Source organism: Lichenibacterium minor (assembly GCF_004137685.1).
GTDB classification, from domain to species: domain Bacteria; phylum Pseudomonadota; class Alphaproteobacteria; order Rhizobiales; family Beijerinckiaceae; genus Lichenihabitans; species Lichenihabitans minor.
Window position 1 is genome coordinate 37,758 of record NZ_QYBB01000008.1, and the last position, 23,100, is coordinate 60,857.

The 23,100-nt window shown below is 71.9% G+C and carries 27 protein-coding genes and 1 tRNA gene; 14 read left to right on the plus strand and 14 right to left on the minus strand.

The annotated features are described in order from the left end of the window. The first annotated feature begins 77 nt into the window (after window positions 1-77). The 3 genes from D3273_RS09160 to D3273_RS09170 all read left to right on the plus strand — a co-directional run bounded on the left by D3273_RS09160 (window position 78) and on the right by D3273_RS09170 (window position 2,030). On the plus strand, window positions 78-680 hold the full coding sequence (locus tag D3273_RS09160; RefSeq protein ID WP_129225696.1) for a YceI family protein: 603 nt from the start codon (window positions 78-80) through the stop codon (window positions 678-680). Between the two features lie 169 nt (window positions 681-849). After that, entirely contained in the window at window positions 850-1,473 is a 624-nt protein-coding gene (locus tag D3273_RS09165) for a cytochrome b (protein ID WP_245501080.1), read from the plus strand. Continuing rightward, on the plus strand, window positions 1,470-2,030 hold the full coding sequence (locus D3273_RS09170) for a YceI family protein (protein ID WP_245501081.1): 561 nt from the start codon (window positions 1,470-1,472) through the stop codon (window positions 2,028-2,030). Before D3273_RS09165 ends, D3273_RS09170 begins: the two co-directional genes overlap by 4 nt. A gap of 87 nt (window positions 2,031-2,117) precedes the next feature. Here the strand turns inward: D3273_RS09170 and D3273_RS09175 are convergent, their stop codons facing one another. Continuing rightward, window positions 2,118-2,480 (minus strand): hypothetical protein, encoded by a 363-nt coding sequence (locus D3273_RS09175; protein ID WP_129225698.1) that lies wholly within the window; start codon window positions 2,478-2,480, stop codon window positions 2,118-2,120. Between the two features lie 293 nt (window positions 2,481-2,773). On the opposite strand from D3273_RS09175, the gene D3273_RS09180 reads away from it, so the two are divergent. The 3 genes from D3273_RS09180 (at window position 2,774) to ppa (ending at window position 5,432) form a co-directional block, all read left to right on the plus strand. Further along, window positions 2,774-4,186, plus strand: coding sequence for a DEAD/DEAH box helicase (locus D3273_RS09180; RefSeq protein WP_129225700.1), 1,413 nt, complete (start codon window positions 2,774-2,776; stop codon window positions 4,184-4,186). 54 nt (window positions 4,187-4,240) lie between these two features. Continuing rightward, window positions 4,241-4,747: a GNAT family N-acetyltransferase gene (locus D3273_RS09185; protein WP_129225702.1), complete on the plus strand. Its 507-nt coding sequence runs from the start codon at window positions 4,241-4,243 to the stop codon at window positions 4,745-4,747. 154 nt (window positions 4,748-4,901) lie between these two features. Beyond that, a complete protein-coding gene (ppa, locus tag D3273_RS09190; RefSeq protein WP_129225704.1) occupies window positions 4,902-5,432 on the plus strand; it encodes an inorganic diphosphatase in 531 nt (176 codons plus the stop codon). Between the two features lie 23 nt (window positions 5,433-5,455). Here the strand turns inward: ppa and D3273_RS09195 are convergent, their stop codons facing one another. Beyond that, window positions 5,456-5,659, minus strand: coding sequence for a hypothetical protein (locus D3273_RS09195; RefSeq protein WP_129225706.1), 204 nt, complete (start codon window positions 5,657-5,659; stop codon window positions 5,456-5,458). Window positions 5,660-5,925: 266 nt separating this feature from the next. On the opposite strand from D3273_RS09195, the gene ispG reads away from it, so the two are divergent. From ispG to D3273_RS09205, 3 genes are all read left to right on the plus strand, one after another. Then, a complete protein-coding gene (ispG, locus tag D3273_RS09200) occupies window positions 5,926-7,200 on the plus strand; it encodes a flavodoxin-dependent (E)-4-hydroxy-3-methylbut-2-enyl-diphosphate synthase (RefSeq protein ID WP_245501082.1) in 1,275 nt (424 codons plus the stop codon). A 68-nt stretch (window positions 7,201-7,268) separates the two neighbouring features. After that, window positions 7,269-7,365, plus strand: a tRNA-Sec gene (locus D3273_RS28185). 282 nt (window positions 7,366-7,647) lie between these two features. Further along, window positions 7,648-8,085: a type II toxin-antitoxin system HicB family antitoxin gene (locus D3273_RS09205; RefSeq protein WP_245501083.1), complete on the plus strand. Its 438-nt coding sequence runs from the start codon at window positions 7,648-7,650 to the stop codon at window positions 8,083-8,085. On the opposite strand, the gene D3273_RS09210 is transcribed toward D3273_RS09205, so the two are convergent. Together D3273_RS09210 and D3273_RS09215 are read right to left on the minus strand one after the other, a co-directional pair. Further along, window positions 8,086-8,280 carry a type II toxin-antitoxin system HicA family toxin gene (locus D3273_RS09210; RefSeq protein WP_129225710.1) on the minus strand — a complete coding sequence of 65 codons (195 nt, stop codon included), beginning with the start codon at window positions 8,278-8,280 and terminating at the stop codon, window positions 8,086-8,088. A gap of 187 nt (window positions 8,281-8,467) precedes the next feature. Next, window positions 8,468-10,507, minus strand: a complete 2,040-nt coding sequence (locus D3273_RS09215; protein WP_129225712.1) for an NAD(+) synthase — start codon at window positions 10,505-10,507, stop codon at window positions 8,468-8,470. A 190-nt stretch (window positions 10,508-10,697) separates the two neighbouring features. Between D3273_RS09215 and D3273_RS09220 the strand changes: the two genes are divergently transcribed. Together D3273_RS09220 and D3273_RS09225 are read left to right on the plus strand one after the other, a co-directional pair. Continuing rightward, on the plus strand, window positions 10,698-11,885 hold the full coding sequence (locus D3273_RS09220; protein ID WP_165359436.1) for a GGDEF domain-containing protein: 1,188 nt from the start codon (window positions 10,698-10,700) through the stop codon (window positions 11,883-11,885). A 334-nt stretch (window positions 11,886-12,219) separates the two neighbouring features. Then, window positions 12,220-12,858, plus strand: coding sequence for a L,D-transpeptidase (locus D3273_RS09225; protein ID WP_428977764.1), 639 nt, complete (start codon window positions 12,220-12,222; stop codon window positions 12,856-12,858). Window positions 12,859-12,865: 7 nt separating this feature from the next. Here the strand turns inward: D3273_RS09225 and D3273_RS09230 are convergent, their stop codons facing one another. Genes D3273_RS09230 through D3273_RS09245 form a run of 4 tightly spaced genes read right to left on the minus strand, consistent with a single transcriptional unit; the run spans window position 12,866 to window position 15,103 of the window. After that, the gene (locus D3273_RS09230; protein WP_207210749.1) at window positions 12,866-13,768 is read right to left on the minus strand and encodes a glycosyltransferase family 9 protein; all 903 of its coding nucleotides are present in this window, start codon (window positions 13,766-13,768) and stop codon (window positions 12,866-12,868) included. Between the two features lie 32 nt (window positions 13,769-13,800). After that, window positions 13,801-14,436 carry a hypothetical protein gene (locus D3273_RS09235; protein WP_129225718.1) on the minus strand — a complete coding sequence of 212 codons (636 nt, stop codon included), beginning with the start codon at window positions 14,434-14,436 and terminating at the stop codon, window positions 13,801-13,803. A 2-nt stretch (window positions 14,437-14,438) separates the two neighbouring features. Then, on the minus strand, window positions 14,439-14,864 hold the full coding sequence (locus D3273_RS09240) for a hypothetical protein (RefSeq protein ID WP_129225719.1): 426 nt from the start codon (window positions 14,862-14,864) through the stop codon (window positions 14,439-14,441). Next, complete coding sequence (locus tag D3273_RS09245; protein WP_245501084.1) at window positions 14,861-15,103, minus strand: GcrA family cell cycle regulator; 243 nt, start codon at window positions 15,101-15,103, stop codon at window positions 14,861-14,863. Before D3273_RS09245 ends, D3273_RS09240 begins: the two co-directional genes overlap by 4 nt. A gap of 140 nt (window positions 15,104-15,243) precedes the next feature. On the opposite strand from D3273_RS09245, the gene D3273_RS09250 reads away from it, so the two are divergent. Continuing rightward, window positions 15,244-15,813, plus strand: coding sequence for a helix-turn-helix domain-containing protein (locus tag D3273_RS09250; RefSeq protein ID WP_129225723.1), 570 nt, complete (start codon window positions 15,244-15,246; stop codon window positions 15,811-15,813). A 22-nt stretch (window positions 15,814-15,835) separates the two neighbouring features. Here D3273_RS09250 and D3273_RS09255 read toward each other — a convergent pair whose 3' ends face one another. After that, window positions 15,836-16,114, minus strand: coding sequence for a hypothetical protein (locus tag D3273_RS09255; RefSeq protein ID WP_129225724.1), 279 nt, complete (start codon window positions 16,112-16,114; stop codon window positions 15,836-15,838). A gap of 334 nt (window positions 16,115-16,448) precedes the next feature. Here D3273_RS09255 and D3273_RS09260 point away from each other — a divergent pair, with 334 nt between their 5' ends. After that, a complete protein-coding gene (locus tag D3273_RS09260) occupies window positions 16,449-18,266 on the plus strand; it encodes an NAD(P)/FAD-dependent oxidoreductase (RefSeq protein WP_129225725.1) in 1,818 nt (605 codons plus the stop codon). A gap of 60 nt (window positions 18,267-18,326) precedes the next feature. Here the strand turns inward: D3273_RS09260 and D3273_RS09265 are convergent, their stop codons facing one another. Continuing rightward, entirely contained in the window at window positions 18,327-18,815 is a 489-nt protein-coding gene (locus D3273_RS09265) for a DUF992 domain-containing protein (RefSeq protein ID WP_129225726.1), read from the minus strand. Window positions 18,816-18,967: 152 nt separating this feature from the next. After that, on the minus strand, window positions 18,968-20,170 hold the full coding sequence (locus D3273_RS09270) for a pyridoxal phosphate-dependent aminotransferase (RefSeq protein ID WP_129225727.1): 1,203 nt from the start codon (window positions 20,168-20,170) through the stop codon (window positions 18,968-18,970). A gap of 76 nt (window positions 20,171-20,246) precedes the next feature. Here D3273_RS09270 and D3273_RS09275 point away from each other — a divergent pair, with 76 nt between their 5' ends. Further along, the gene (locus tag D3273_RS09275; RefSeq protein WP_129225729.1) at window positions 20,247-20,684 is read left to right on the plus strand and encodes a hypothetical protein; all 438 of its coding nucleotides are present in this window, start codon (window positions 20,247-20,249) and stop codon (window positions 20,682-20,684) included. A gap of 234 nt (window positions 20,685-20,918) precedes the next feature. Here D3273_RS09275 and D3273_RS28190 read toward each other — a convergent pair whose 3' ends face one another. The 3 genes from D3273_RS28190 to D3273_RS09285 form a co-directional block, all read right to left on the minus strand. Continuing rightward, on the minus strand, window positions 20,919-21,083 hold the full coding sequence (locus tag D3273_RS28190) for a hypothetical protein (protein ID WP_165359437.1): 165 nt from the start codon (window positions 21,081-21,083) through the stop codon (window positions 20,919-20,921). Window positions 21,084-21,144: 61 nt separating this feature from the next. Then, the gene (locus tag D3273_RS09280) at window positions 21,145-21,675 is read right to left on the minus strand and encodes a metallophosphoesterase (RefSeq protein ID WP_129225731.1); all 531 of its coding nucleotides are present in this window, start codon (window positions 21,673-21,675) and stop codon (window positions 21,145-21,147) included. After that, window positions 21,672-23,009: an MFS transporter gene (locus D3273_RS09285; protein ID WP_129225733.1), complete on the minus strand. Its 1,338-nt coding sequence runs from the start codon at window positions 23,007-23,009 to the stop codon at window positions 21,672-21,674. The genes D3273_RS09280 and D3273_RS09285 overlap by 4 nt, the downstream gene beginning before the upstream one ends. Between the last annotated feature and the right edge of the window lie 91 nt (window positions 23,010-23,100).

Genomic DNA, 23,100 nt, shown 5'->3' on the forward strand with positions numbered 1-23,100 from the left:
TCCGGCGGTGCCGGCGGTTCTAGACAGGGGCATGCGCGGCGAAGCGTCCGCCCCGCCAGGTTCAGAGACTCCTTCCCATGAAGACCACCCTCGCCCTCGCCGCCCTCCTGGCCACCGCCGCCGCCCCGGCCTTCGCCCAGGCCGTCACGGATCCCGCCAAGGCCGAGGCCGGCAGCTACGCGATCGAGCCCGAGCACACCCGCGTGCGGTTCGACGTGACGCATTTCGGCTTCACCAAGTACGACGGCGAGTTCCGCAAGGTGTCGGGCACGCTGGTGCTCGATCCGGCCCACCCCGACGCTTCCAAGGTCGACATCACCATCGCGACCGACAGCGTCGCCGTGCCCAACGCCAAGCTGAAGGAGGAGCTCGAAGGCGCCCAGTGGCTCGACGCCGCCAAGTTCCCGCAGATCACCTTCAAGTCCACCAAGGTCGCCAAGACCGGCGCCGACACCGCCGACGTGACGGGCGACTTCACCCTGCACGGCGTGACCAAGCCCCTCGTCCTGCACGTGAAGTTCAACGCCGCCGGCACCAACCCGGTGAACAAGCACTACACCAGCGGCTTCGAGGCGCGCGGGCAGATCATGCGCACCGAGTTCGGCGTGAAGACCTATGCGCCGATGATCAGCGACGCCGTCGCGATCGACATCGACGCCGCCTTCGAGAAGGCCAAGTAACACCCGCGACCCCCGTCCCCGGCCGCACGCGGCCGGGGACGGACGGCGCCGGCGCGGCCCGCTTTCGGGGTGCCGAAGCCGCCCCTCGTTTCCGGCCCCTCGTTTCGAAGGGCATCGTCGCGCGACCGGGCCATCCGGCCGCGATCGGCTCGCCACCGGGAGGCCCGCCTTGACCGCATCCGCCGTCCGCCCCACCGGCGCCTCGCCCCGCTTCACCTGGGTGGCGATCGCCCTGCACTGGACGATCGGCCTGGGCATCATCGCCATGCTCGTCATGGGCCTCGCCATGACGCATGCGCCGATCCCGCCCGCGCAGAAGTTCGCCCTCTTCCAGCTCCACAAGTCGGTCGGCATCACCATCCTGCTCGCCGCCGCGCTGCGGCTGCTGTGGCGGTTCACGCACCGGCCCCCGCCCCTGCCCGGCGACATGCCGGGCTGGGAGAAGGGCGCCGCCGGGGGTACCCACGTCCTGCTCTACGGCCTGATGATCGGCATGCCGCTGGTCGGCTGGGCGCTGGTGTCCGCTTCGCCGCTGAACATCCCCACCGTGCTCTACGGCCGGATCCCCTGGCCCCACATCCCCGTCACGGCCTGGTTCGGCTGGACCAAGGCCCAGGCCTCGCCGGTCCTCGCCGACCTCCACGCCTGGGGGGGCTACGCGCTGATCGCGCTCGTCCTGCTCCACGCCGGCGCGGCCCTGCGCCACCACCTCGTGCTGCGCGACGGCGTGCTGCGCCGCATGATCCCCGGCCTGCCGTGGCTCGGCCGGCCCCGACCGGAGAGTTCCCCATGATGCGTTGCACATCGATGGCCGCCGCGGCCCTGCTGATCGGCGCCGGCGCGGCCCAGGCGGCGACCTGGACGGTGGACCCGGCGAAGAGCCGCCTCGGCTTCACCGGCTCCCAGACCGGCACGCCCTTCTCGGGCCGCTTCAAGACCTGGACGGCGGCGATCGACTTCGACCCCGCCCACCCCGAGGCCGGCCGCGTTTCCGTCAAGGTCGACACCGCGAGCGCCAGCACCGACGACCCCCAGAAGGACGAGGCCCTGCCGACGCCCGACTGGTTCGACGCTTCCTCGTTCACCACCGCCACCTTCGACGCCGCGGGCTTCGCGCCGAAGGGCGGCGACGCCTACGAGACGACCGGAAAGCTGACGCTGCGCGGCACCGCGAAGGACGTCGTGCTGCCCTTCACCCTGACGCTCACGGGCGACCAGGCCCACGCGGTCGGCCACGCCAAGCTGGTGCGAACGGATTTCGGCGTCGGCCAGGGGGCGTGGACGTCGGGCGACTACGTCGCGCTCGACGTCGCGGTCGACCTCGACCTCGTGGCGACGCGCCAGCCCTGACGGCGTTGCGCGAGGCCGGGTCGCGGGGCTTCGAGCCGCGGCCCGCCGCCCGGGACGGTGGCGAGCGGAGGCGGCCGGGACGGCCGCTCACGGCTTCTTGTGCAGGCTCAGCGCGATGTCGTTGAGTTCCAGCGTCGCCGAGTTCACCTCGTTGGCGGTGTCGGACAGGCCCTTGCCCATCGCGGCCATCTGCTTCGCCACGTCGGCGTGGAAGCCCGCCGTTTCGGCCTTCACGCCGGCGATGTCCGATTTCAAGGACGCCACGTCGATCGTCTGCAGGTGCAGGTAGATCAGCGCCGCCACGACCGCGATGGCGGCGAGCGCCGCGGTGCACAACGCCAGAAGCGTCACCACGACGAAGCGGAAAGCCCGCCCCGCGGGGGGCGGAACGACGGCCGCGGCCCGCTCGGCCGGCCCGTCGCGCCTCGCGTCCCGGTTCACAGCAGCCATGTCGATCCCTCCAGCGCGCCTTCGTGGACGCGCGAACACCGCCTTTCGATGCACGGCGAGCGTCCTTGCCGGCCGAAGGCGCCCGGCGCGCTGTTGATTTCGCAGCGCAACACGGTCATATGGGTGTCAGCCGGACACATGGTGCGCGCCCGTCGCGCCCATGCTCCTCCCACCCCGGAGTGGGAGTTTCCCGTTACCGGCCTTTTCGCGCCCTGCTCCGGACGATGGCGGCTTCACCCTTTGAAGCGCGCCTGGAGGCTCGCGGCGCAGTTCGAACGAAAAGTCAGGACACTTTGACGACATTTTCCGATCTCGGCCTCCCCGCGCCGATCCTCCAGGCGTTGACCGCCGAGGGCTACGAGACCCCCACCCCCATCCAGGCCGGCGCCATCCCGCACGTGCTGGCCGGCCGCGACCTGCTCGGCATCGCCCAGACCGGCACCGGCAAGACCGCCGCCTTCTCGCTGCCGATCCTCGGCCGCCTGATGATGTCCGACGCCCGCCCGAAGCCCCGCGCCTGCCGCGTGCTGGTGCTGTCGCCGACCCGCGAGCTGGCGAGCCAGATCGAGGCGAACATCATCGCCTACGCCAAGTTCCTGCGCTTCTCGACCACGCTGGTCTTCGGCGGCGTGCCGGTGGGCCGGCAGATCCGCGCCTGCGCGCCCGGCGTCGACATCGTGGTGGCCACGCCCGGCCGCCTGATCGACCTCCTGAACCAGCGCGCCCTGACGCTCGACGAGGTCGGCGTGTTCGTGCTCGACGAGGCCGACCGCATGCTCGACCTGGGCTTCATGCGCGACATCCAGAAGATCGTCAGCCTGCTGCCGAAGAAGCGGCAAAGCCTGTTCTTCTCCGCCACCATGCCGCCCGCCATCGCCAAGCTGGCGTCGAACCTGCTGAGCAACCCGGTCGAGGTCGCCGTGGCTCCGGTGTCGTCCACCGCCGAGCGCATCCGCCAAAGCGTGATCTTCTGCCCGACGCGCGACAAGCAGGCCATGCTGCACGGCCTGCTCGCCGACGACACGATCAGCCGCGCGCTGGTCTTCACCCGCACGAAGCACGGCGCCGACAAGGTGGTGAAGTACCTCAACGCTTCCGGCTTCAAGGCCGACGCCATCCACGGCAACAAGTCCCAGAACGCCCGCGAGCGGGCGCTCGCGGCCTTCAAGTCGGGGTCGTCGCGCCTGCTCGTCGCCACCGACATCGCGGCCCGCGGCATCGACGTCGACGGCGTCAGCCACGTCATCAACTTCGACATCCCCAACATCTCGGAAACCTACGTCCACCGCATCGGCCGCACCGCCCGCGCGGGCGCGGACGGCTCGGCCATCTCGCTCTGCGGCGAGGACGAGCGCTCCTTCCTGCGCGACGTCGAGCGGCTGATCCGCCAGAAGGTGCCCGTGGTGGAAGGCAAGCTCGGCAGCGTGTCGGCCCCGACCCAGGCCGAGGTGCCCTATCGGGACCCGCGCGCCGTGCGGGGCCGCCCGGGCCAGGGCGGCAAGCCGCAGGCGCAGGGCCGCCCCGGGCAGCCCGGGAGCGGCACGGGACGGCACGGCGCCGAAGGCGCGCCGCGCCCCAACGCCGGCCCGGCCCGGCCGCGCGACGGCGCCCCCGCGCAGAACCGCCCGCGGGACGCGTCGCGCCCCGCCGCCCAGGGGACGGACCGCCCCCGCGGCGACGGCCGCCGCGCCCAACAGCCGCGGTGACACCACCCCATCTGGGCCCTTGCGCGACGGGTGACCCCGGTCATACCATCGCGCATGGCCGAGACTCTGATCACGATCCGGGGGGCACGGACCGGCGACGCGAACGCCATCGCGGCCGTCCACGACGCGGCTTGGCTCGACGCCTACCGCGGCATCATCCCGGGCCGTGAACTCGACAAGATGGTGGCGCGGCGCGGCCCGGCGTGGTGGCTCAAGGCCATCCGCAACGGCAGCCGCCTGTCCGTCCTCGACTTCGACGACCGCATCAGCGGCTACACCAGCTACGGCCGCAACCGCGTGCCCGCCCTGCCCTACCGGGGCGAGATCTTCGAGCTCTACCTCGCCCCCGAATACCAGGGCATGGGCTTCGGCCGGCGGCTGTTCCAGGCGGCCCGCAAGGACCTCGGCGAGCACGGCTACGAGACGTGCCTGGTTTGGGCGCTGGCCGACAACGAGCGCGCCACCTCCTTCTACCTCCGGCTGGGCGGCCGCATCGTCCGCCGCGCCGAGGAGCGCTTCGGCCAGGAGATGCGCGGGCGCATCGCCTTCGGCTTCGACTGAGCGATGCGCGGGCGCATCGGCTTCGACGGAGCGATGCGCGGGCGCATCGCCTTCGATTGAGACTTTGCCGCGCCGCTCCCGTCGTCTATGAGCGGTCGCGCTTCCTGTGCCCCCGGCGCGGGACCCTGGACCGAAGAAACACCGGAGACGCCCCGTGAACCTCGACGCCATCGCGATCGGCAAGAACCCTCCCGACGAGATCAACGTCATCATCGAAGTGCCGATCGGCGGCGAGCCGATCAAGTACGAGCTCGACAAGGAGGCCGGCATCCTGATGGTGGACCGGTTCCTCCACACGTCCATGCGCTATCCGGGCAACTACGGCTTCATCCCGCACACGCTGTCGGACGACGGCGACCCCTGCGACGTCATCGTAGCCAACACGCGCGAGATCGTGCCGGGCGCCATGATGGCCTGCCGTCCCGTCGGCGCCCTGCTGATGGAAGACGAGGGCGGCGGCGACGAGAAGATCATCGCCGTGCCGGTGACCAAGCTCACCAAGCGCTATGAGAAGATCAAAGAATACAGTGACCTGCCGCAGATCACGCTGGAGCAGATCGAGCATTTCTTCGCCCACTACAAGGACCTCGAGCCCGGCAAGTGGGTGAAGATCATCAAGTGGGTCGGCGCCGACGAGGCCAAGGACCTCATCCGTCAGGCCATGGAGCGCGCCAAGAAGGCGTGAACCGCCGCCGACGTCCGCCCGGCTCAGGTCGCGGGCGTCGGGCCCTCGTCGGGGTCGGGGTCGACGGCGTCCTCGGGCTTCACGGTGGCGCAGAAGCCCGCGTGCCATTCGCGCCGCTTGGCGCTGCCCGCCGCGTAAGGGTTGTCGTGGAGCGCCCGGGCGTCGAGGCGGGCATCGAGGCCTTCCTTGAAATAGTCGCCGAGCGGCTTCGGATCGGTCGGGTGCATGGCGGCGCGCTTCCGGTCGTTCGCAGGTGTCCGCCGGCGGTCGGGCCCGATCCGGCGCGCGCTCTATACCACCATCCCGGGTTGGAATCGCGCGGGCCGACGGTGAATCTTTGCGGCCCCGCCCGAACGGGCGAGGCGGAAGGCGGCGCGACGGGACCACGCTGGCCGGGCCGCCGCGCTTCCGCCCCAGGCGGCCCTTCGTCTTGACCTCGTCGCCTTTCCCCACCATTGAGTGCGGCATGACGATCAGCGGAGACGCGCCTCCCATGTCCGAGGCAACCTCGACCATCCCCGACGGCCGCGCCGGCCCCTCGCCGAGGCGCCAAACCGTGGCGGTGAAGGTCGGCCACGTCACGGTCGGCGGCGGCGCCCCGGTCGTGGTCCAGTCCATGACCAACACCGACACGGCGGACATCGACGGCACCGTCCGGCAGGTCGCCGCATTGGCACGCGCGGGCTCCGAACTCGTCCGCATCACGGTCGACCGCGACGAGGCGGCGGCGGCGGTGCCGAAGATCCGCGAGCGGCTCGACCGCATCGGCTGCGACGTGCCGCTGGTCGGGGATTTCCACTACATCGGCCATAAGCTCCTCGCCGACCACCCGGCCTGCGCCGAAGCGCTGGCCAAGTATCGGATCAACCCCGGCAACGTCGGGTTCAAGGACAAGAAGGACAAGCAGTTCTCGGCCATCGTCGAGACCGCGATCCGCTACGGCAAGGCGGTCCGCATCGGCGCCAACTGGGGCTCGCTCGACGGCGAGCTGCTCACCAGCCTGATGGACCAGAACGCCCGTTCGCCCAACCCCGTGGAGGCGCGCGCCGTCACCCGCGAGGCCATGGTGCGCTCGGCGCTGTATTCGGCGGAGCGCGCGGAGGAGATCGGCCTGTCGAAGGACCGCATCATCCTGTCCGCCAAGGTTTCGGCCGTGCAGGACCTGATCGCCGTCTACCAGACGCTGGCGTCGCGCACCGATTACGCCATCCACCTCGGCCTGACCGAGGCCGGCATGGGGTCGAAGGGCATCGTGGCCTCGTCGGCGGCGCTCGGCATCCTGCTGCAGGACGGCATCGGCGACACGATCCGGGTGTCCCTCACCCCCGAGCCGGGCGGCGACCGCTCGGTCGAGGTCAAGGTCGCGCAGGAGATCCTGCAGACCATGGGGTTCCGCACCTTCGTGCCGCTCGTCGCCGCCTGCCCGGGCTGCGGCCGCACCACCTCGACGACGTTCCAGGAGCTGGCCCGCGACATCCAGGGCTACATCGTCCAGTCCATGCCGGAATGGAAGACGCGGTTCCCCGGGGTCGAGAACCTCAACGTCGCCGTCATGGGCTGCATCGTCAACGGTCCGGGCGAGTCCAAGCACGCCGACATCGGCATCTCGCTCCCCGGCACCGGCGAAACCCCGGCGGCGCCCGTGTTCATCGACGGGCAGAAGGCCCTCACCCTGCGCGGCGCCAACATCGCGGCCGAGTTCAAGCAGCTCGTCGACGACTACATCGTCAACCGCTTCGGCGCCGGCAAGCGCGACGCGGCCGAGTGACGGGTGGACGCGCGCGGGCCTCGCGCTAGAATCACGCTATCGCGACGCCGGCCCGGGCCGGCGTGCGTGGAGGAGAAACGCTCCCCGGTGGGACGTCCGGACTTCAAATCCGGGAAGGGCTGCGAGCCGGTTCTTGGTGGGTTCGACCCCCACTCTCTTCCGCCATCACGCATCGCTTATGCGCCACGGCGTCGTGTGTCCGCGACAATCTCGATCTGGTACGTACAGCGGTCGTGTAGAGCAATGGCGGCGCCTCATCGGGCGGCACGATGCGCGGTCGGGGCGTGCGCGCCGGATGGCGATGTGCGCTGGCCTTCATCCGGGGTCCGTCCCCGTCGATCGACCGCGCGGAGATGGTCTGCATGTCGCCGCCGAGATACGGCGCTCCCTGTACTGGCCTCCTGGGGCGCATCCCCGTCGCACGCCACCGTCCGTCGATCGGAGTCGATGGAGGTGATGTGGCGCTCGGCACTCTCTTCGAAAGGCGATCCAGGGACAGACATCGCCATCGTCGAGGTGTGTCGGGGAACACGCGCCCTTGCACCGCTCGGCGCGCACGATAAGTTCGAATCCGGTGCGAGAGGCAGCGAGATGAAGCCCTATATCGGGATCGTGCATCATGACGCCGGCAGTGCCTACGGGGTCACCTTTCCCGATGCTTCCGGCTGTTTTTCTGCCTCGGATACGATCGACGACGTCTTCGTCACGGCCGAGGAAGCGCTGGGGCTATGGCTCGAGACGGCGGCGGCTGAGATGAGCGCGATCCCGCAGCCGCGCGATCTTTCTGTCCTTCGGTGTGATGCTCACTGGGTCGAGTCTTTCGCCGACGCTGCGTTCGTCATCGCAGTGCCCTCACCCGCTCGCGCTTTCCACGTTGCGGCGTAATCAAGCCACGGGCCGTCCGGCAGCACGATGGATGTTCCTTGCGGTGCCCACCGGAAAATCCTTCCTGGGGTGGGGAACGACGACCAAGTCGGCGCAGCCGGGACGACGGAAAACATGGTGTGACCCGCGCGTGCGGATCAGCTCCCACCCTTCTCGCTGAAGCCGCGACACGATCAAGCGGCTGTCCATCAACATCGCCAAGCACCGTCACAAGTCCAGGCCGCAATCCTCATCCCAAGAAGATCAAGGTTCGAGCCGCGCTGAAACTCTGAGGGATTCGCGAACGAGAGCCGAGTCGACGCGCCTCGGTATGGAACAGCGCCGATCTCGGGATCCGGCGGACGCTGCGGCCCGGCCGTAGGGTCGAACCCTGCGACGGGGCTCACCCTTCCGGCACGTTCCGCTCCAGCTCCTCCAGCCACAGGCGCGCGTTGCCGTCGCTGGGCGCGCGCCAGTCGCCGCGCGGCGACAGCGCTCCCCCCGCCGACACCTTCGGCCCATTGGGCAGCGCCGAGCGCTTGAACTGGCTGAAGCCGAAGAAGCGGTGCACGAAGACGCGCAGCCATCTCCGGATCTGCGCGAGGTCGTGGGCCCGGCGCCGCTCCTCCGGAAAGCCCTCCGGCCACCCGCCGTCGTCGACGTCGCCCCACGCCATCAGGCTCAGGAAGGCGATCTTCGACGGCTTGAAGCCGTAGCGCAGCGTGTAGAACAGGTTGAAGTCCTGCAGCTCGTAGGGGCCGACGCGCTCCTCCGTGCTCTGCGGCTTCGACCCGGCCTCGACGGGGACGAGTTCGGGCGAGATCTCGGTGTCGAGGATCGACAGCAGCGTTTCGTCCGCGGCCCGGTCGAGCTGCCGGCTCGACACGACCCAGCGGATCAGGTGCTGGATCAGCGTCTTCGGCACGCCGGCGTTGACGTTGTAGTGGCTCATCTGATCGCCGACGCCGTAGGTGCACCAGCCGAGGGCCAGCTCGGACAGGTCGCCGGTGCCGAGCACGATCGCATTCTGATGATTGGCGAGGCGGAACAGGTAGTCGGTGCGCAGGCCGGCCTGCACGTTCTCGAACGTCACGTCGTACTGCGCCTCGCCATCGGCATAGGGGTGGCCGAGGTCGCGCAGCATCTGCTCGGCGGCGGGGCGGATGTCGAGCTCGTGGGCGGTGACGCCCAGCGCCGCCATCAGCCGGTGGGCGTTGGCCTTCGTGTCCGCGCCGGTGGCGAAGCCCGGCATCGTGTAGGCGAGGATGTTCGCCCGCGGCAGGCCCGACAGGTCGAAGGCCTTGGCGGCGACGATGAGCGCGTGGGTGGAATCGAGCCCGCCCGACACGCCGATGGTGATGCGCTCCACCCCGATGGCCCGCAGCCGCTGCTTCAGCCCCGCGACCTGGATGTTGTAGGCCTCGTAGCAGTCCTGGGCCAGGAGGGCGCGGTCGGAGGGCACGAAGGGGAAGCGCTCGACCCGGCGGCGGAAGCCGATGTCGCCCGCCGGCGGGTCGAGGCGGAACGGCACGGTGCGGAAGGCGGCCGCCGCCGCGGCCCGCGCGGCGTCGTCGAAGGACCCCGTCGACAGCCGCTCCTGGCGGAGGAGGTCGAGGTCCACGTCGGCGACGGTCACCTGCCCGCCGGCGGCGAAACGCTCCCCTTCGGCGAGCAGCACGGCGTTCTCGTGGATGACGGTCTGCCCGTCCCACGACAGGTCGGTGGTCGACTCGCCCGCGCCCGCCGCCGCGTAGACGTAGGCGGCGAGCAGCCGCGCGGAGCTGGCCCGGCACAGCAGCTCGCGGCTGCGCGCCCGGCCGACCGTGATGGGGCTGCCGCTGAGGTTCGCCAGCACGGTGGCGCCGGCCAGCGCCAGGGCGTTGGCCGGCGGCGCCGGCACCCACATGTCCTCGCACACCTCCACGCCCAGCACGAAGCCGGGCAGGTCCCGGGCTTCGAACAGCAGGTCGGTGCCGAAGGGGGCCTCGGCCGAGCCCGCGCGGATCGTTTCGCCGCGCAGGCCGGCGCCGGCGGCGAAGTGCCGCTTCTCGTAGAACTCGCGATAGTTCGGCAGGAAGCTCTTCGGCACGACGCCCAGGACGGCGCCGCGGTGGATCACCACCGCGGTGTTGTAGAGCCGGTGGCGGTGGCGCAGCGGCGCCCCGACGACGAGCACCGGCAGCAGGTCCCGCGAGCCTTCGACGATGGCGTCGAGCGCCGCCCCGACCGCCTCGTGCAGGGCCTGCTGCAGGAACAGGTCCTCGAGCGCGTAGCCCGAAACGGACAGCTCCGGGAAGACCGCGAGCCCGACGCCGGACCGATCGCAGTCCCGGGCGGCGCCCAGGATGGCTTCGGCGTTGCGGGCCGGCTCGGCGATGGCGGTCTCGACCGTGCAGGCCGCCACGCGCAGGAATCCATGGGAATAGATCGACCTGAACGCCATGGCGCCCTCCTGCCCGGCCCCGCGCCGCCTCGCCCCGAGGTGCGCCGGGGACGGCAGGCCGTCAAGGCGCCGGGGGTTCCCCTCCACGCCCCGGCGGCCGTGGACGCGGGGGCGGCCGGGAAGCCGCCCATCGCCCGTTAAGGCCGCCTTTATCCGGCTTTGTCATCCCTTCACGCTCGGGGAGTCGGACATGCCAGCCACGCGCAACGCCTTCACGCCGCCCCGCCTCGCGGCGCTGCGCTGGCTGACCGACCCCGGTCGCCACGTCCCGGCCGAGATCCGCACGCGGCTGCTCGGCGAAATCTTCGGGTCTCCGAAGGCCATCATCGTCGGCGTGATCAACGGGCTGCTGTTCAACGTGCTCGCCCTCGCGATGCTCGGGGGGAGCGTCTTCACGGCCTTCATCGTCTTCGACCTCGCCCTGTCGGTCCTGAGGATCGTCGTGGTGCAGCACGCCGTCGGGCGGGCCCGGGCCGGCGCCACGACCCCGACCGACCTCTACCTCGTGACGGCCATCTGCTGGTGCGCGCTCCAGGGGGCCATCGCCTTCGAAGCGGTGCGCGGCGGCAACCCGACGCTCAGCCTGCTCGCCGCGACGAGCACGATGGCCCTCGTCGGTCCGATCTCGGCCCGCAACTTCGGCGCCCCCCGCTACGCCATGCTGCTCGTGTGCCTGTGCGAGCTGCCCTTCCTGTCGGCCGCCATGCTGTGGGGCGACAGGTGGATGCTGGTGCTGCTGGCCCAGATCCCGCTGTTCCTTTACGGGGTGAACGCCGTCGTGGCCCGCATCCAGGTCATGGCGATGGCCAACATCCAGGCCGAGCACGACAGCAGCCGCCACGCGCGCCACGACGCTCTGACGGGCCTTCTCAACCGCTTCGGCCTGATGAAGCGGCTCGACGCCGAATATGCCGGCGGGCGCGAAGACTTCATCATGTTCTACCTCGACCTCGACGGCTTCAAGCCGATCAACGATTCCTTCGGCCACCCGGTGGGCGACCTCATCCTGAGCGCGGTCGCGGATCGCCTCCGGGGGGCCACGCGGCCGACCGACCTCGTGTGCCGGCTCGGCGGCGACGAGTTCGTCGTGATCGCGCGGCGCCTGTCCCCGGCCGAAGGCGGCAAGCTCGCGGACACCCTCATCCGGGCCGTCGCCGACGGGCCCTTCCTGCTGCCCGGACTGCCGCCGATGCGGGTCGGCATCAGCGTCGGCTTCGCCTGCTCGCCCGAGGACGGCTCGGATTGCGCGGATCTCCAGCGCAAGGCCGACATGGCCCTCTACGAGGCCAAGCGGGCCGGCCGCGGCATCCACCGCCGCTTCTCGCTCCACCCGTCGCCGATCGGCACGCCGGAACCGCGCTTCGCCCGCGCCGGCTGAGCCGCCGGCCGCGGCGCGCGGTGGACGGCCTCGTCGTGCCGGCCGCCCTGGAGGATCTTTCGTCACCGGTGTCGGCGGTCGAACACCGCGACCGCTGGCCGGCGCGAACGCGCGCCGCCGCGCGTGCGGCGCGACGGAGATGCGCCGGCAATCCCGTCGCCCGGCATGGGAATTCGTGACGGCATGCCCCGTTCGCCGGAACCGAGGGGGACGCCCTCGACGTTTTCAGGGTGCATTCGGGCCCGAGTCCGATACACCTGCAGACTCTGACGGGTCACGCCGCGGCGCGTCCGACGTCTGCCCTCTGAGCCGGTCATGGACGACGATGCGCCGCTTGACGACCCTTCTCATCTCCGCCCTCGCCGGCGCGGCCCTGCTGCCGGCCGCGGCCTCCGCCGACGTCCTGGTCACGGTCGACAAGGCGGCCCAGCGCATGACCGTGGCGGTGGACGGGCAGGATCGGTATTCCTGGCCGGTGTCGACCGGCGTGGCCGACCATGACACGCCGAGCGGCTCCTTCCAGCCCATGCGCCTTGATCGCGATCACTTTTCGCGGGAATGGGACGACGCTCCCATGCCCTATTCCATCTTCTTCACCGGCATGGGCCACGCCATCCATGGCACGGGGCACGTGGCGGCGCTCGGCCGTCCGGCGTCGCACGGCTGCGTGCGGCTGTCGCGCCCCCATGCCGCGGAACTCTTCGCGCTGGTGAAGGCCGAAGGGCTCGGCAACACGCGGGTGGTCATCGAGGGCGACGACGCCGGCATCGCCGAACCGGCCGACACCACCCCCGGCCTCGCGCGCTACGACCGGACCCGCTACGGCCAGGACGTCGATGGCGACGGCGGGCTCTACGCCGAGGACGCGCCGTCCATCGCCCCCCCGAGGGGACGCCGGGCCGGCAGGCTCCGCGCCGTCGCCCCGCCGACGGACGAACTCTACGAGGGCGACGACCTCGGCGCGCCGCGCTGACGGGCGCTCACCCGGCCATCGCCAGCACCTTCCGGCACCCTTCCTCGGCGTCGTCCACGCCGATCGCCGCCATGTCGTCGCCGTCGCGCAGCACCCAGCCGGCCGCGCGGCCGGCGGGCCGCACCCGCGCCGCCTGATCGGGGAAATGCGCCCGCAGGCCGAGCGTGGGCACGCCGGTCGCGGCGGCGATGTGCATGAGGCCGGAATCGTTGCTCACCGCCAGCGCGCAGCGCGCCAGGCAGGCCGCCACTTCCGGCAGCGTCAGGGCGCCGACGAGGTCGATCGCGCCCGGCAGCGCGGCGAGCAGCGGCGCCGCGCCCTGACGCTCGCGGGCGCCGGGGCCGCCGAACACCGCCGCGCGGGCGCCGGGCAGCGCGTCGCCGGCCAAGCGCCGGAACAGCGCGGCGAAGCGCTCCGCCGGCCACATCTTCGGGGCCCAGCTCGCCGTCGGGCACAGCGCCACGACCGGCGGGCCGTCGGGGATCAGGGCCGCGGCGCGGGCGCGCTCGGCCGGGCCGGTCCAGGCCACCGGGAGCGGCGCGGGGTCGAGCCCGAGCAGGGCCGCATGCTGCTCGAAGAGCCGCAGGCCCGGCATCGGCCGCCGCACGAAGCGCCGCCGGGCCCACACGGCGTAGGGCAGGCCCGAGCCCTTCAGGTCGATCGCCAGGTCCCAGCGGGTGCCCACCACCTCGGCCCAGAGCGCCAGCCAATGGGCGTGGTCCCGGCGCTTGCGCACCGCGATCAAGCGGTGGAGGCCCGGCATGTGGGTGAACAGGTCCGCGGCTTCCGGCGCCGCCGCCACGGTGACGCGGGCGCCGGGCCGGGTCGCGACGAGGCGGTCGAGCACGCCCGAGGCCATCACGGCGTCGCCGATCATGCGCGGCGCCACGAACAGGATCTTTTCCGCCAAGCCGCTTCCCCCGCCCCCGTGCGGAGGCCGTTCTACCCCCTCGCGTCCGGGTCGGGAACCGCTTCCGCGCCGGCCGCGCGCCAGCTCGCGATGGGCAGCGGCCGCGCTTCGGGGCGCATGCGCCACAGCTCGCACAGCCGGTGCAGGCCTTCGCGCAGCCGCTCCAGCGCCAAGGCGTCGGCGGTTCGGGCGTGGGCGCTGTCGCCCACCAGGCCGCGCAGGCTCGCCACCGGCGCCCCGGCGATGACCACGCCCGCGACGTAGGGCATCAGCCGCGGCCCGACCGCGTCCACGGCGCGGCGGAACGCGTCGCGGTGGCGCTGGGCGGCTTCACCCGGGCCGCCCGAACCGCCGCCGCCCCCGTCCACGCAGGGCCGGGCGAGATCGACGGCCGTCAGCGCGCCGAGCCGCGACAGGTGCCAGTGCCGGCGCAGCCGGTCGCCGGCGTGCCACAGCGTCTCGTTGGCGGCGATGTCGAGCCGGTCGAGCAGGTTGCGGCTGCGTAGCGCGTCGAAGGGGTCGCCGATGCGGCGCACGCCGGCGCGGTCGACGGCCGCGTCGCCGTCCTCCCGCGCCCGGGCGAGGCGCTCCGGCGTGGCGTCCTCGTGCCCGCGCGCCACCGGGGCGGCCCCCGCGAGCGACACGGCGGAAACCTTGCGTTTCGGCACGGTCAGGCCCCCCCGAAGACGGACGCGAGCGTCGGCCCGGCCGGTGCCGCATCCACGGGCCGGGGTTCGACGCCCAGGCGGCGCAGGGCCGCCCGCCCTTCCGGCAGGCTCGACACGGTGGCGTGGGGGATGTGCATGGCCCGGCAGCGGTCCGCCAGCGCCCGCGACGCCGGCCCGGGGTGGACGGGGTCGCGGTCGATGCGCAGCACGGCCACGTGGCCCCGGGGCAGCAGCAGCGTGAGGGTGCGGGCCCCGGCGTCGTCCGCCGCCGGGGCGGGCGGGGCCGGGAGGGGCCACACGTCCGGCAGCCGGCCGGCCAGGAAGCGGCGCAGGTCCGCTTCCACCCGCGCGGGGTCGGGGAAGCGCCGCTCGTCGAGCCCGAAGGCGCCCCGGCGCCGCGGCGCCCGCTCGACGCGCGGGGCCGTCACGCCCTGCCCCCGCGGCCGGCGGTCGCGGGCCCGGCGGTGCGGGCGTGCACGGCGCAATAGCTGCCGTGCGGCAGCCGCGTGCCGCCGCAGAAGACGAAACCCGCGTCGCCCGGCTCCCCCAGGGGCCAGCGGCATTCGTGGGGCGCGAGCGACGCCACGGCGGCGGCGGCAGGCGGGAAATGGGGGAAGGCGGGCGCGAAGCCGCGTTCCCCGGCCAGGACCGGCGGTGACAGGACCATGGGCATCCAACGTTTGCGGTGGGGATCGACGCTGCCGCCACCCTGGACAGCTCGCCGTCGATGGCTATGATATGCCCTATTAGGGCACAGTAGTCAAGATGTTGTGCCCATTATGGGCTACATTTGGCGGAGACGCGGCCTTGGCCAACAATCTGAGGATGCTGCGGGACGGCCGCGGCTGGACGCAGGGCGAGGCCGCGGCGGCGCTCGGCACCACGCGCAACCAGTACGTCAAGCTGGAAGGCGGCAGCCGTCGGCTGTCGGACAAATGGATCAAGCTCGCCAGCGACGCCTACGGGGTCGACCCGGGCGACGTGGTGACGGACCGCTCCGGCACCGTTCCGGTGGCGGGCTATGTCGGGGCCGGCACCGAGATGCACTTCTATTCGGAATGCCAGGGCCCGTTCGACGAGGCGCCGGCGCCCGAGGATGCGACGCCGCAGACGATCGCGGCCGAGATCCGCGGCCAAAGCCTCGGGCCGCTGTTCAACGGGTGGCGGGTCTACTTCGACGACCGGCGCGAGGCCGTGACGGACGACCTCATCGGGCGGCTCTGCGTCGTGGGGCTGGCGGACGGCCGCGTGCTCGTGAAGCAGGTGCTGCGCGGCAAGGCCGAGGGCCGCTTCGAACTGCACGGCCAGTTCGGCGAGCCCGTGCTCGACGCCGACGTCGCCTGGGCGGCGCGGGTGAAGAGCATGATGCCGGGGTGAGGGAGGGAAGCCCTCCCGAAGGTCACAGGCCCTGGCGTTCGGAGCGCTCGATGGCGCGGTGGAGCTCGATGTCGACCTCGCGGATGTCGCTCGCCGACAGCCCCTCGGACCAGGCGATGCAGCGGTCCGACGCGATCGCGAGGGCGCGCTCGCGCTCGGTGCCGCGCCGCATCAGCGGGATCGTTTCGCCGAACATGCAGCCCGCATAGCGCTCCGCGCGGGTGTAGCGGTGGGTCGCCGCATCCGCCCCGCCGAGGGTGCCGACGAGACCGAGGAGAACGAGGGCGACCGGAAGGCGCATGGCGACCAAGCTAGGGCGGCGCCCCGCGCCGTCCAGCCCGGCGCACGGCCGGTTCGGCCGATCCCGCCGAGAACCCCGCCCTCGGCCGTAGGCCGTCGCCCCCGCCGAAGCGGGGCCCACGACGATGCAGCACCGTCGCCACGCCATGCACCGCCGGATGACCATGCGTCGTCCCCTGATGCACCACCACCCCTTGCTGAGGCATCGCGCCCCGTGATCACCGCGGCGCGGAGCCGGCCCGTCGGGAAAGCCCCTCCGATACTGGACAGCCCCGCCAAAGTGGCAGACCTTCGACGGGAATCAACGCCGCAGAGCGTCGATCGGAGGAAACGTCATGACGGCATTGGCACGGTCGAACGACCCCCTGTCGGTGGCCGACGAGCGCGTGCTCGCCTGGCTCGACCGCTTCGAGGGCGCGCTGACGCGGCGCGACGCCCCTGCGGCGGCGGGGCTCTTCTGCGAGGACGGCTTCTGGCGCGACCTCGTCGCCTTCACCTGGAACATCGTCACGCTGGAAGGGCGGGACGCCATCGGCGCCATGCTGGACGCCCAGCTCGACGCCATCCGTCCCCGGCATTGGGAGCTCGACGAGGCCGCCACCGAGGTGGACGGGCTCACCGAAGCCTGGATCTCTTTCGAAACCGGGCACGCGCGGGGGCGCGGCCACCTGAGGCTGAAGGGCGACGAGGCCTGGACGCTGCTCACGTCGGCGCGCGAGCTCAAGGGCTTCGAGGAGTCGAGCGGGCCGCGGCGCGAGAAGGGCGTCGAGCACGGCATCGCGCGCGGCCGGCGATCGTGGCTCGACCGCCGCCGGGACGAGGAAGCGGAGCTCGGCCGCAGCCTGCAGCCTTACGCGCTGGTGATCGGCGGCGGCCAGGGCGGCATCGCGCTCGGCGCCCGGCTGAAGCGGCTCGGCGTGCCGACCCTCGTCGTCGACAGGCACGAGCGGCCCGGCGACCAGTGGCGCAAGCGCTACAAGTCGCTGCACCTGCACGACCCCGTCTGGTACGACCACCTGCCCTACCTGCCCTTCCCCGACCATTGGCCGGTCTTCGCCGCGAAGGACCAGATCGGCGACTGGCTGGAAATGTACGTGAAGGTCATGGAGCTGAACTATTGGCCCCTGACCGAATGCCGCTCCGCCCGCTACGACGAGGCCGCGGGTGAGTGGGTGGTGGAGCTGCTGCGCGACGGCGAGCCCCTGACGCTGCGCCCGAAGCAGCTCGTGCTCGCCACCGGCATGTCGGCGATCCCCAACCTGCCGGACTTCCCCGGGATGGACGGCTTCGCGGGCGAAAGCCACCATTCGAGCCGGCACGAGGGGGGCGAGCGCTATGCCGGCAAGCGCGCCGTGGTGATCGGCTCCAACAACTCGGCCCACGACATCTGCGCCGACCTGTGGGAGCACGGCGCCGACGTCACCATGGTGCAGCGCTCGCCGACCCACATCGCGCGGTCGGAATCGCTGATGGAGCTGTCGCTCGGCGGCCTTTATTCCGAAAGCGCGGTGGCGAGCGGCATCACCACCGACAAGGCGGACCTGATCTTCGCGTCCGTGCCCTACCGGCTGATGCCGGAGTTCCACCGGCCGGTCTACGCCGCCATGAAGGAGCGGGACGCCGACTTCTACGATCGGCTGCGCGCCGCCGGCTTCAGGCTCGACTTCGGCGACGACGAGTCCGGCCTGTTCATGAAGTACCTGCGCCGGGGCTCCGGCTATTACATCGACGTGGGCGCGTCCGAGCTGATCGCCGACGGGTCGATCAGGCTCCAGGCCGGGCAGGTCGAGCGCATCACCCCCTCGGGCGTGGTGCTGCAGGACGGCATCGAGCTGCCTGCGGACGTGATCGTCTACGCCACGGGCTACGGCTCCATGAACGGCTGGGCGGCGAAGCTCATCAGCCAGGAGGTGGCCGACAAGGTCGGCAAGTGCTGGGGCCTCGGCTCCGACACCACCAAGGACCCCGGCCCCTGGGAAGGCGAGCTGCGCAACATGTGGAAGCCCACCCGGCAGGAGGCGCTGTGGTTCCACGGCGGCAACCTGCACCAGTCCCGGCACTATTCGCTGTACCTGGCGCTGCAGCTCAAGGCCCGGATGGAGGGCCTCCCCACGCCCGTCTACGGCCTGGCGGAAACGCACCACCGGGGCTGATCCGCCGACCCGCGGGGCCGAAGCCGGGCCGGGGCGCGGCGCCCCGCCCCGGCGCTCGCGTCAGGGCGCGTAGTCGAGCGTCATGGCGCCGATGCCGGCGGCGACGTTGAAGCCCGACTGCGACTCGACGGACAGCGGCTGGAGCTGCAGGCCCCCGTTGGCGCCGCCGACGAGCGCGTTGGCGCCGACGCCCACCCCGACCGTGGCGGAGGCCGACGCGCCGGCGAAGTTGCCCGACAGGGCGCCGGGCCCCACCGCGCCGCCGAGCGACACCACGTCCCAGGTCAACCTGCCGGGTCCCTGGGGTCCCAGGTCCAGCCCGTAGCGGCTGATGCTGCCGAGGTAATGCTGGCGGCGGGCGCCGTTGGCCGGCGTGTATTCGCAGTTCAACGCGCGGCGGGACGCGACGAGGAAGCCGACGCCGCCCGACACGTTGCAGTTGAGCTGCCCGACGGGGCCCGCGACGGAAGCCGTCGGCACCAGGGCGGCGGCGAGCAGCGCGGACGCAGCGAGCAGGACCTTGGCGGGCGGGACTTTGGGTTGGATCATGATGGATGTGGCTCCGGGGCGCGGGGACCGCGCCGCTGGAGCGCCACAGACACGGCGATTGTGGCCGCCGTCGCGCCCGGCCGCCGCCGCATCGACATCGGCGCGCCCCTATGGCGTTTCGGCCACAGGGCGCGCCGTTCCGGGCGGCCGTTTCAGCGCAGCGAGGCCGTGAAGCTCTGGATCTTGGCGCAGGCCTTCTCCAGCAGCTCGTTCGAGGTCGCGTAGGAGATGCGGAAGTTCGGGCCCGTGCCGAAGGCCGTCCCGTGGACCGCCGCGACGCCCTCGGCTTCCAGGAGCTCCGTGACGAAGTCCTCGTCGGTCGCGATCACCTTGCCGGCCGGCGTCGCCTTGCCGATCAGTTCGGCGCAGGACGGGTAGACGTAGAAGGCGCCCTCCGGCACGGGGCACTTCAGCCCCCTGGCCTGGTTCAGCATCGACACGACGAGGTCGCGCCGGCCTTCGAACACCTTGCGGCTCTTCGGGATGAAGTCCTGCGGGCCTTCGAGCGCCTCGACCGAGGCCCATTGGGCGATCGAGCAGGCGCCGGAGGTTTGCTGCCCCTGGAGCATGTCCATGGCCTTGATGAGCCGGTCCGGCCCGGCCGCGTAGCCGATGCGCCAGCCCGTCATGGCGTAGCTCTTGGACACGCCGTTCATCGTCAGCGTGCGGTCCATCAGGCCGGGCTCGACCTCGGCGGGCGTGCAGAAGGTGAAGTCGCCGTAGACGAGGTGCTCGTAGATGTCGTCCGTCAGCACCCAAACGTCCGGGTGGCGCAGGATGACGTCGGTCAGCGCCTTCATCTCGGCGCGCGAATAGGCGGCGCCCGACGGGTTCGAGGGCGAGTTCAGCAGGACCCACTTGGTCTTCGGCGTGATGGCGCGCTCGAGGTCCTCGGCCTGCAGCTTGAAGTTCTGCTCGAGCGTGGTCTGCACGATGACGGGCGTGCCGCCGGCGATCAGCACCATGTCGGGGTAGCTGACCCAGAACGGCGCGGGGATCACCACCTCGTCGCCGGGGTTGCAGGTCGCCAGGAAGGCGTTGAACAGGATCTGCTTGCCGCCGGTGCCGACGATGGTCTGCGTGGGCCTGTAGTCGAGGCCGTTCTCGCGCTTGAACTTCTTGGCGATGGCTTCGCGCAGCGGCACGATGCCGGGGACGGGCGTGTACTTGGTTTCGCCCCGGCGGATGGCCGCGATGGCGGCTTCCTTGATGTTGTCGGGCGTGTCGAAGTCGGGCTCGCCGACCGACAGCGAGATCACGTCCCGCCCCTTGGCCTTCAGGTCGCGCGCCTTCTGGGTCACCGCGATCGTGGCGGAGGGTTTGACGCGCGCCAGCGTGTCGGAGATGAAGGCCATGGGATCGCTCCGTGTCTTTGAGGCGGCGCGACCATAGTGTCGCCGCCGGGACGCGGCAACCGCAGGGGCCGCCGCCTTGCCGCATACGACCGCCGCCGCCGCCCCCGATCCGCCGCCCCGCCGGGGCCGGCCGGTGCTGCGCGGCCTGGCCCTGGTGGTGGCCGGCATGCTGCTCGCCGCGGCGCTCGGCGGGGTGGTGCTGCTCGCCGACCTGCGCTTCGACGGCGGGCGGCTCGTGCGCGCCGCCATGGGGAGCGCCGACCTCGCCGACGCGTGCCGGGGGCCGCTGGTGCGGCGGCTGGCCGAACGGGGCTTCCAGCCCGACGACGTCGAGTTCGGGCCGGAGCCGACCCTCGGCTCGCCCTGGGCGGGGGACCGGAGCTTCGGCGACAGCTTCACGTTCCGGGATGGGGCGGCAGGATCGCGCGTCGACGGCGTGGTGGCCTGCGTGGTCTCCGGCACGGCCGTGACGGTCGACTTCCGGGTGTCGCAGAACCCGCACCGGGCGGCGTGAAGCGGCAGACCGGGAGGGCTGAGGGCCCCTGCCCCACGGCAGGCGGACGCGTGCCGACATCGGGCGATCCCGGACGACGGGCCGCCGCGCGACGGAAGGTGTCGAGACGGATCAGGCGCCGAAACTGCGAAGGGCGCATCGATCGAACGATGCGCCCTTCAGGCCGTGCCTCGTGCTGCTGCGCCGGGGCCTGCGGTCGATCCGACCTGCCCCCGAGCGGACATCCCGTCCGCCTCACATCATCGCGGCCACGCCGATCATCATCCAGGCCGTGAAGGCGCCGGCGGCGATCCACATCGACTTGTCCATGCCCGTCTCCATTCGTTGATGGACCCTTAACGGCACGGGGGTGGAAAAGTTCGGCAGCCCGCACGAAAGACATTGACGCTGCGGGATCATTGTGAATTTCGCCCCACCGGGACGGAACGAATTCGCCGCGCAGGGCGGCGGCCCGAGGTCGTCAGGCGGGCGCGGGGGGCGCCTTTCGGGCGCCCCGCTTCCGGCTCGCCAACACCTCGGCCAGCGTCACGGGCCGGAACCCCTGCGCGTCCACGCCGACGTCGTACTGCTTCGGCAGGGGGGTGAGCTTGTTGTGGGAATGGCCGTGCAGGTTCACGGCGCCGCGCCCGATGCCGTTCCAGGTCCGGAAGGCGTAGTGGCAGAGCACCAGGGGGCGGGCGTCGACGGACAGTTCGGCATAATGGCGCACGGACGCCCAGCCCGGCAGCGCCAGGGTGGCGGCGTCGTCGTTGTTGCCGACGATCAGGTGCTTCTCGCCGCGGAGCGCGTCGAGGATGGCCGAGGCGCGCGCGGGAAGCGGGCCGAGCGCGAAGTCGCCGAGGTGCCAGACCACGTCCCCCTCCCCCACCCGCTCGTTCCAGCGGGCGATCAGCCCGTCGTCGTGGTCGGCCAGGGTGGCGAAGGGCCGATGGTCGAAGCGCAGCACCCGCATGTCGCCGAAATGCGTGTCGCTCGTGAAGAAGGTGGTCATCGTTTCCCGACGCGCGGGGCCGGGCCGGCGATCCCTGGCTCGGCCCCCCGGATCGCCCCGCGCGGCCCCCGCCCGAGCGCCAGCACGGCGACGAGGCCCGCCGCCGACAGGGCCGCGATGGGCATCAGCCCCAGCGCGTAGGAGCCGGTCGCGTCCTTGATGGCGCCGAGCAGCGCCGTGCCGACGAAGCCGCCGATGTTGCCCATGGCATTGATCTGGGCGATGCCGGCCGCGGCGGCGCCCGCCGCCAGCCATTCCGTCGACAGCGCCCAGAACGGGCCCTTCACGACGTAGGTGGCCGTGACGGCGAGGCACAGCAGCACCATGGTGGGCAGCAGCGCGCCGGTTAGCAGGGCGGCGCACAGGCTGCCGGCCAGGAGGGCGAGGGGCAGCGCCGTGTGCCACACGCGCTCGCGCCTGCGGTCCGAATCGCGGCCCCACAGCACCATCAGCACGGACGCGATGCCGAAGGGCAGCGCGTTGAGCCACCCGGTGGCGCTCACGCTCAGCCCGAAGGATTTGATGATCTGCGGCTGCCACAGCGACAGGCATTGGCTGGCGCCGGACGCGCCCGCGTAGATCAGCGAAGCCGCCAGCACGTAGGGGTTCGACAGCACGCGCCACAGCGACAGGTGGCCGCCGGCGGGCTTGGGCGCCGCGTCCTCCCGGGCGAGCCGCGCCGCCAGCACGTCGCGCTCGGCAGGCGACAGCCAGGCGGCGTCGCGCGGGCCGTCCGGCAGGTAGAACAGGCACACGACGCCGAGGACGACGGCCGGCACGGCTTCGATCACGAACAGCCATTGCCAGCCGTGGAGGCCGAGCCAGCCGTCCGTGCCGAGCAGGGCCGCCGAGATGGGCGAGCCCAGGAACGATGAGATGGGGATCGCCACCATGAAGATGGCGACGATGCGCCCGCGCGTTTCGGCCGGGAACCAGGAGGTGAGATACAGGATCACCCCGGGGAAGAAGCCGGCCTCGGCGGCGCCGAGCAGCAGCCGCACCGCGTAGAAGGAATTCGGCCCGACCACCGCGGCCATCAGCGCCGACACGAGCCCCCAGGAGATCATGATGCGGGCGATCCAGACGCGCGCGCCGAACCGCCGCATGGCGAGGTTGCTCGGCACCTCGCAGAGCACGTAGCTGATGTAGAACAGGCCGCCGCCGAAGCCGAAGGCCGAGGGCGATATGCCGACGTCGTGGTTCATCTGCAGCGCCGCGAAGCCCGCGTTCACCCGGTCCACGAAGGCGATGAAGTAGCACAGCATCAGGAAGGGCAGGATGCGCCACGTCGCCTTGCGGATGACGGCCGCGAGCGCGGCCTCGGTTCCGTCCATCGCCCATCCTCCCGGAGCCGCCCGCGGCGCGGCGGTCCCCGCCACCAGCATGGGGGCGGCCGTGCGGCGCGGTCAAGCGACCGCTGCGGCG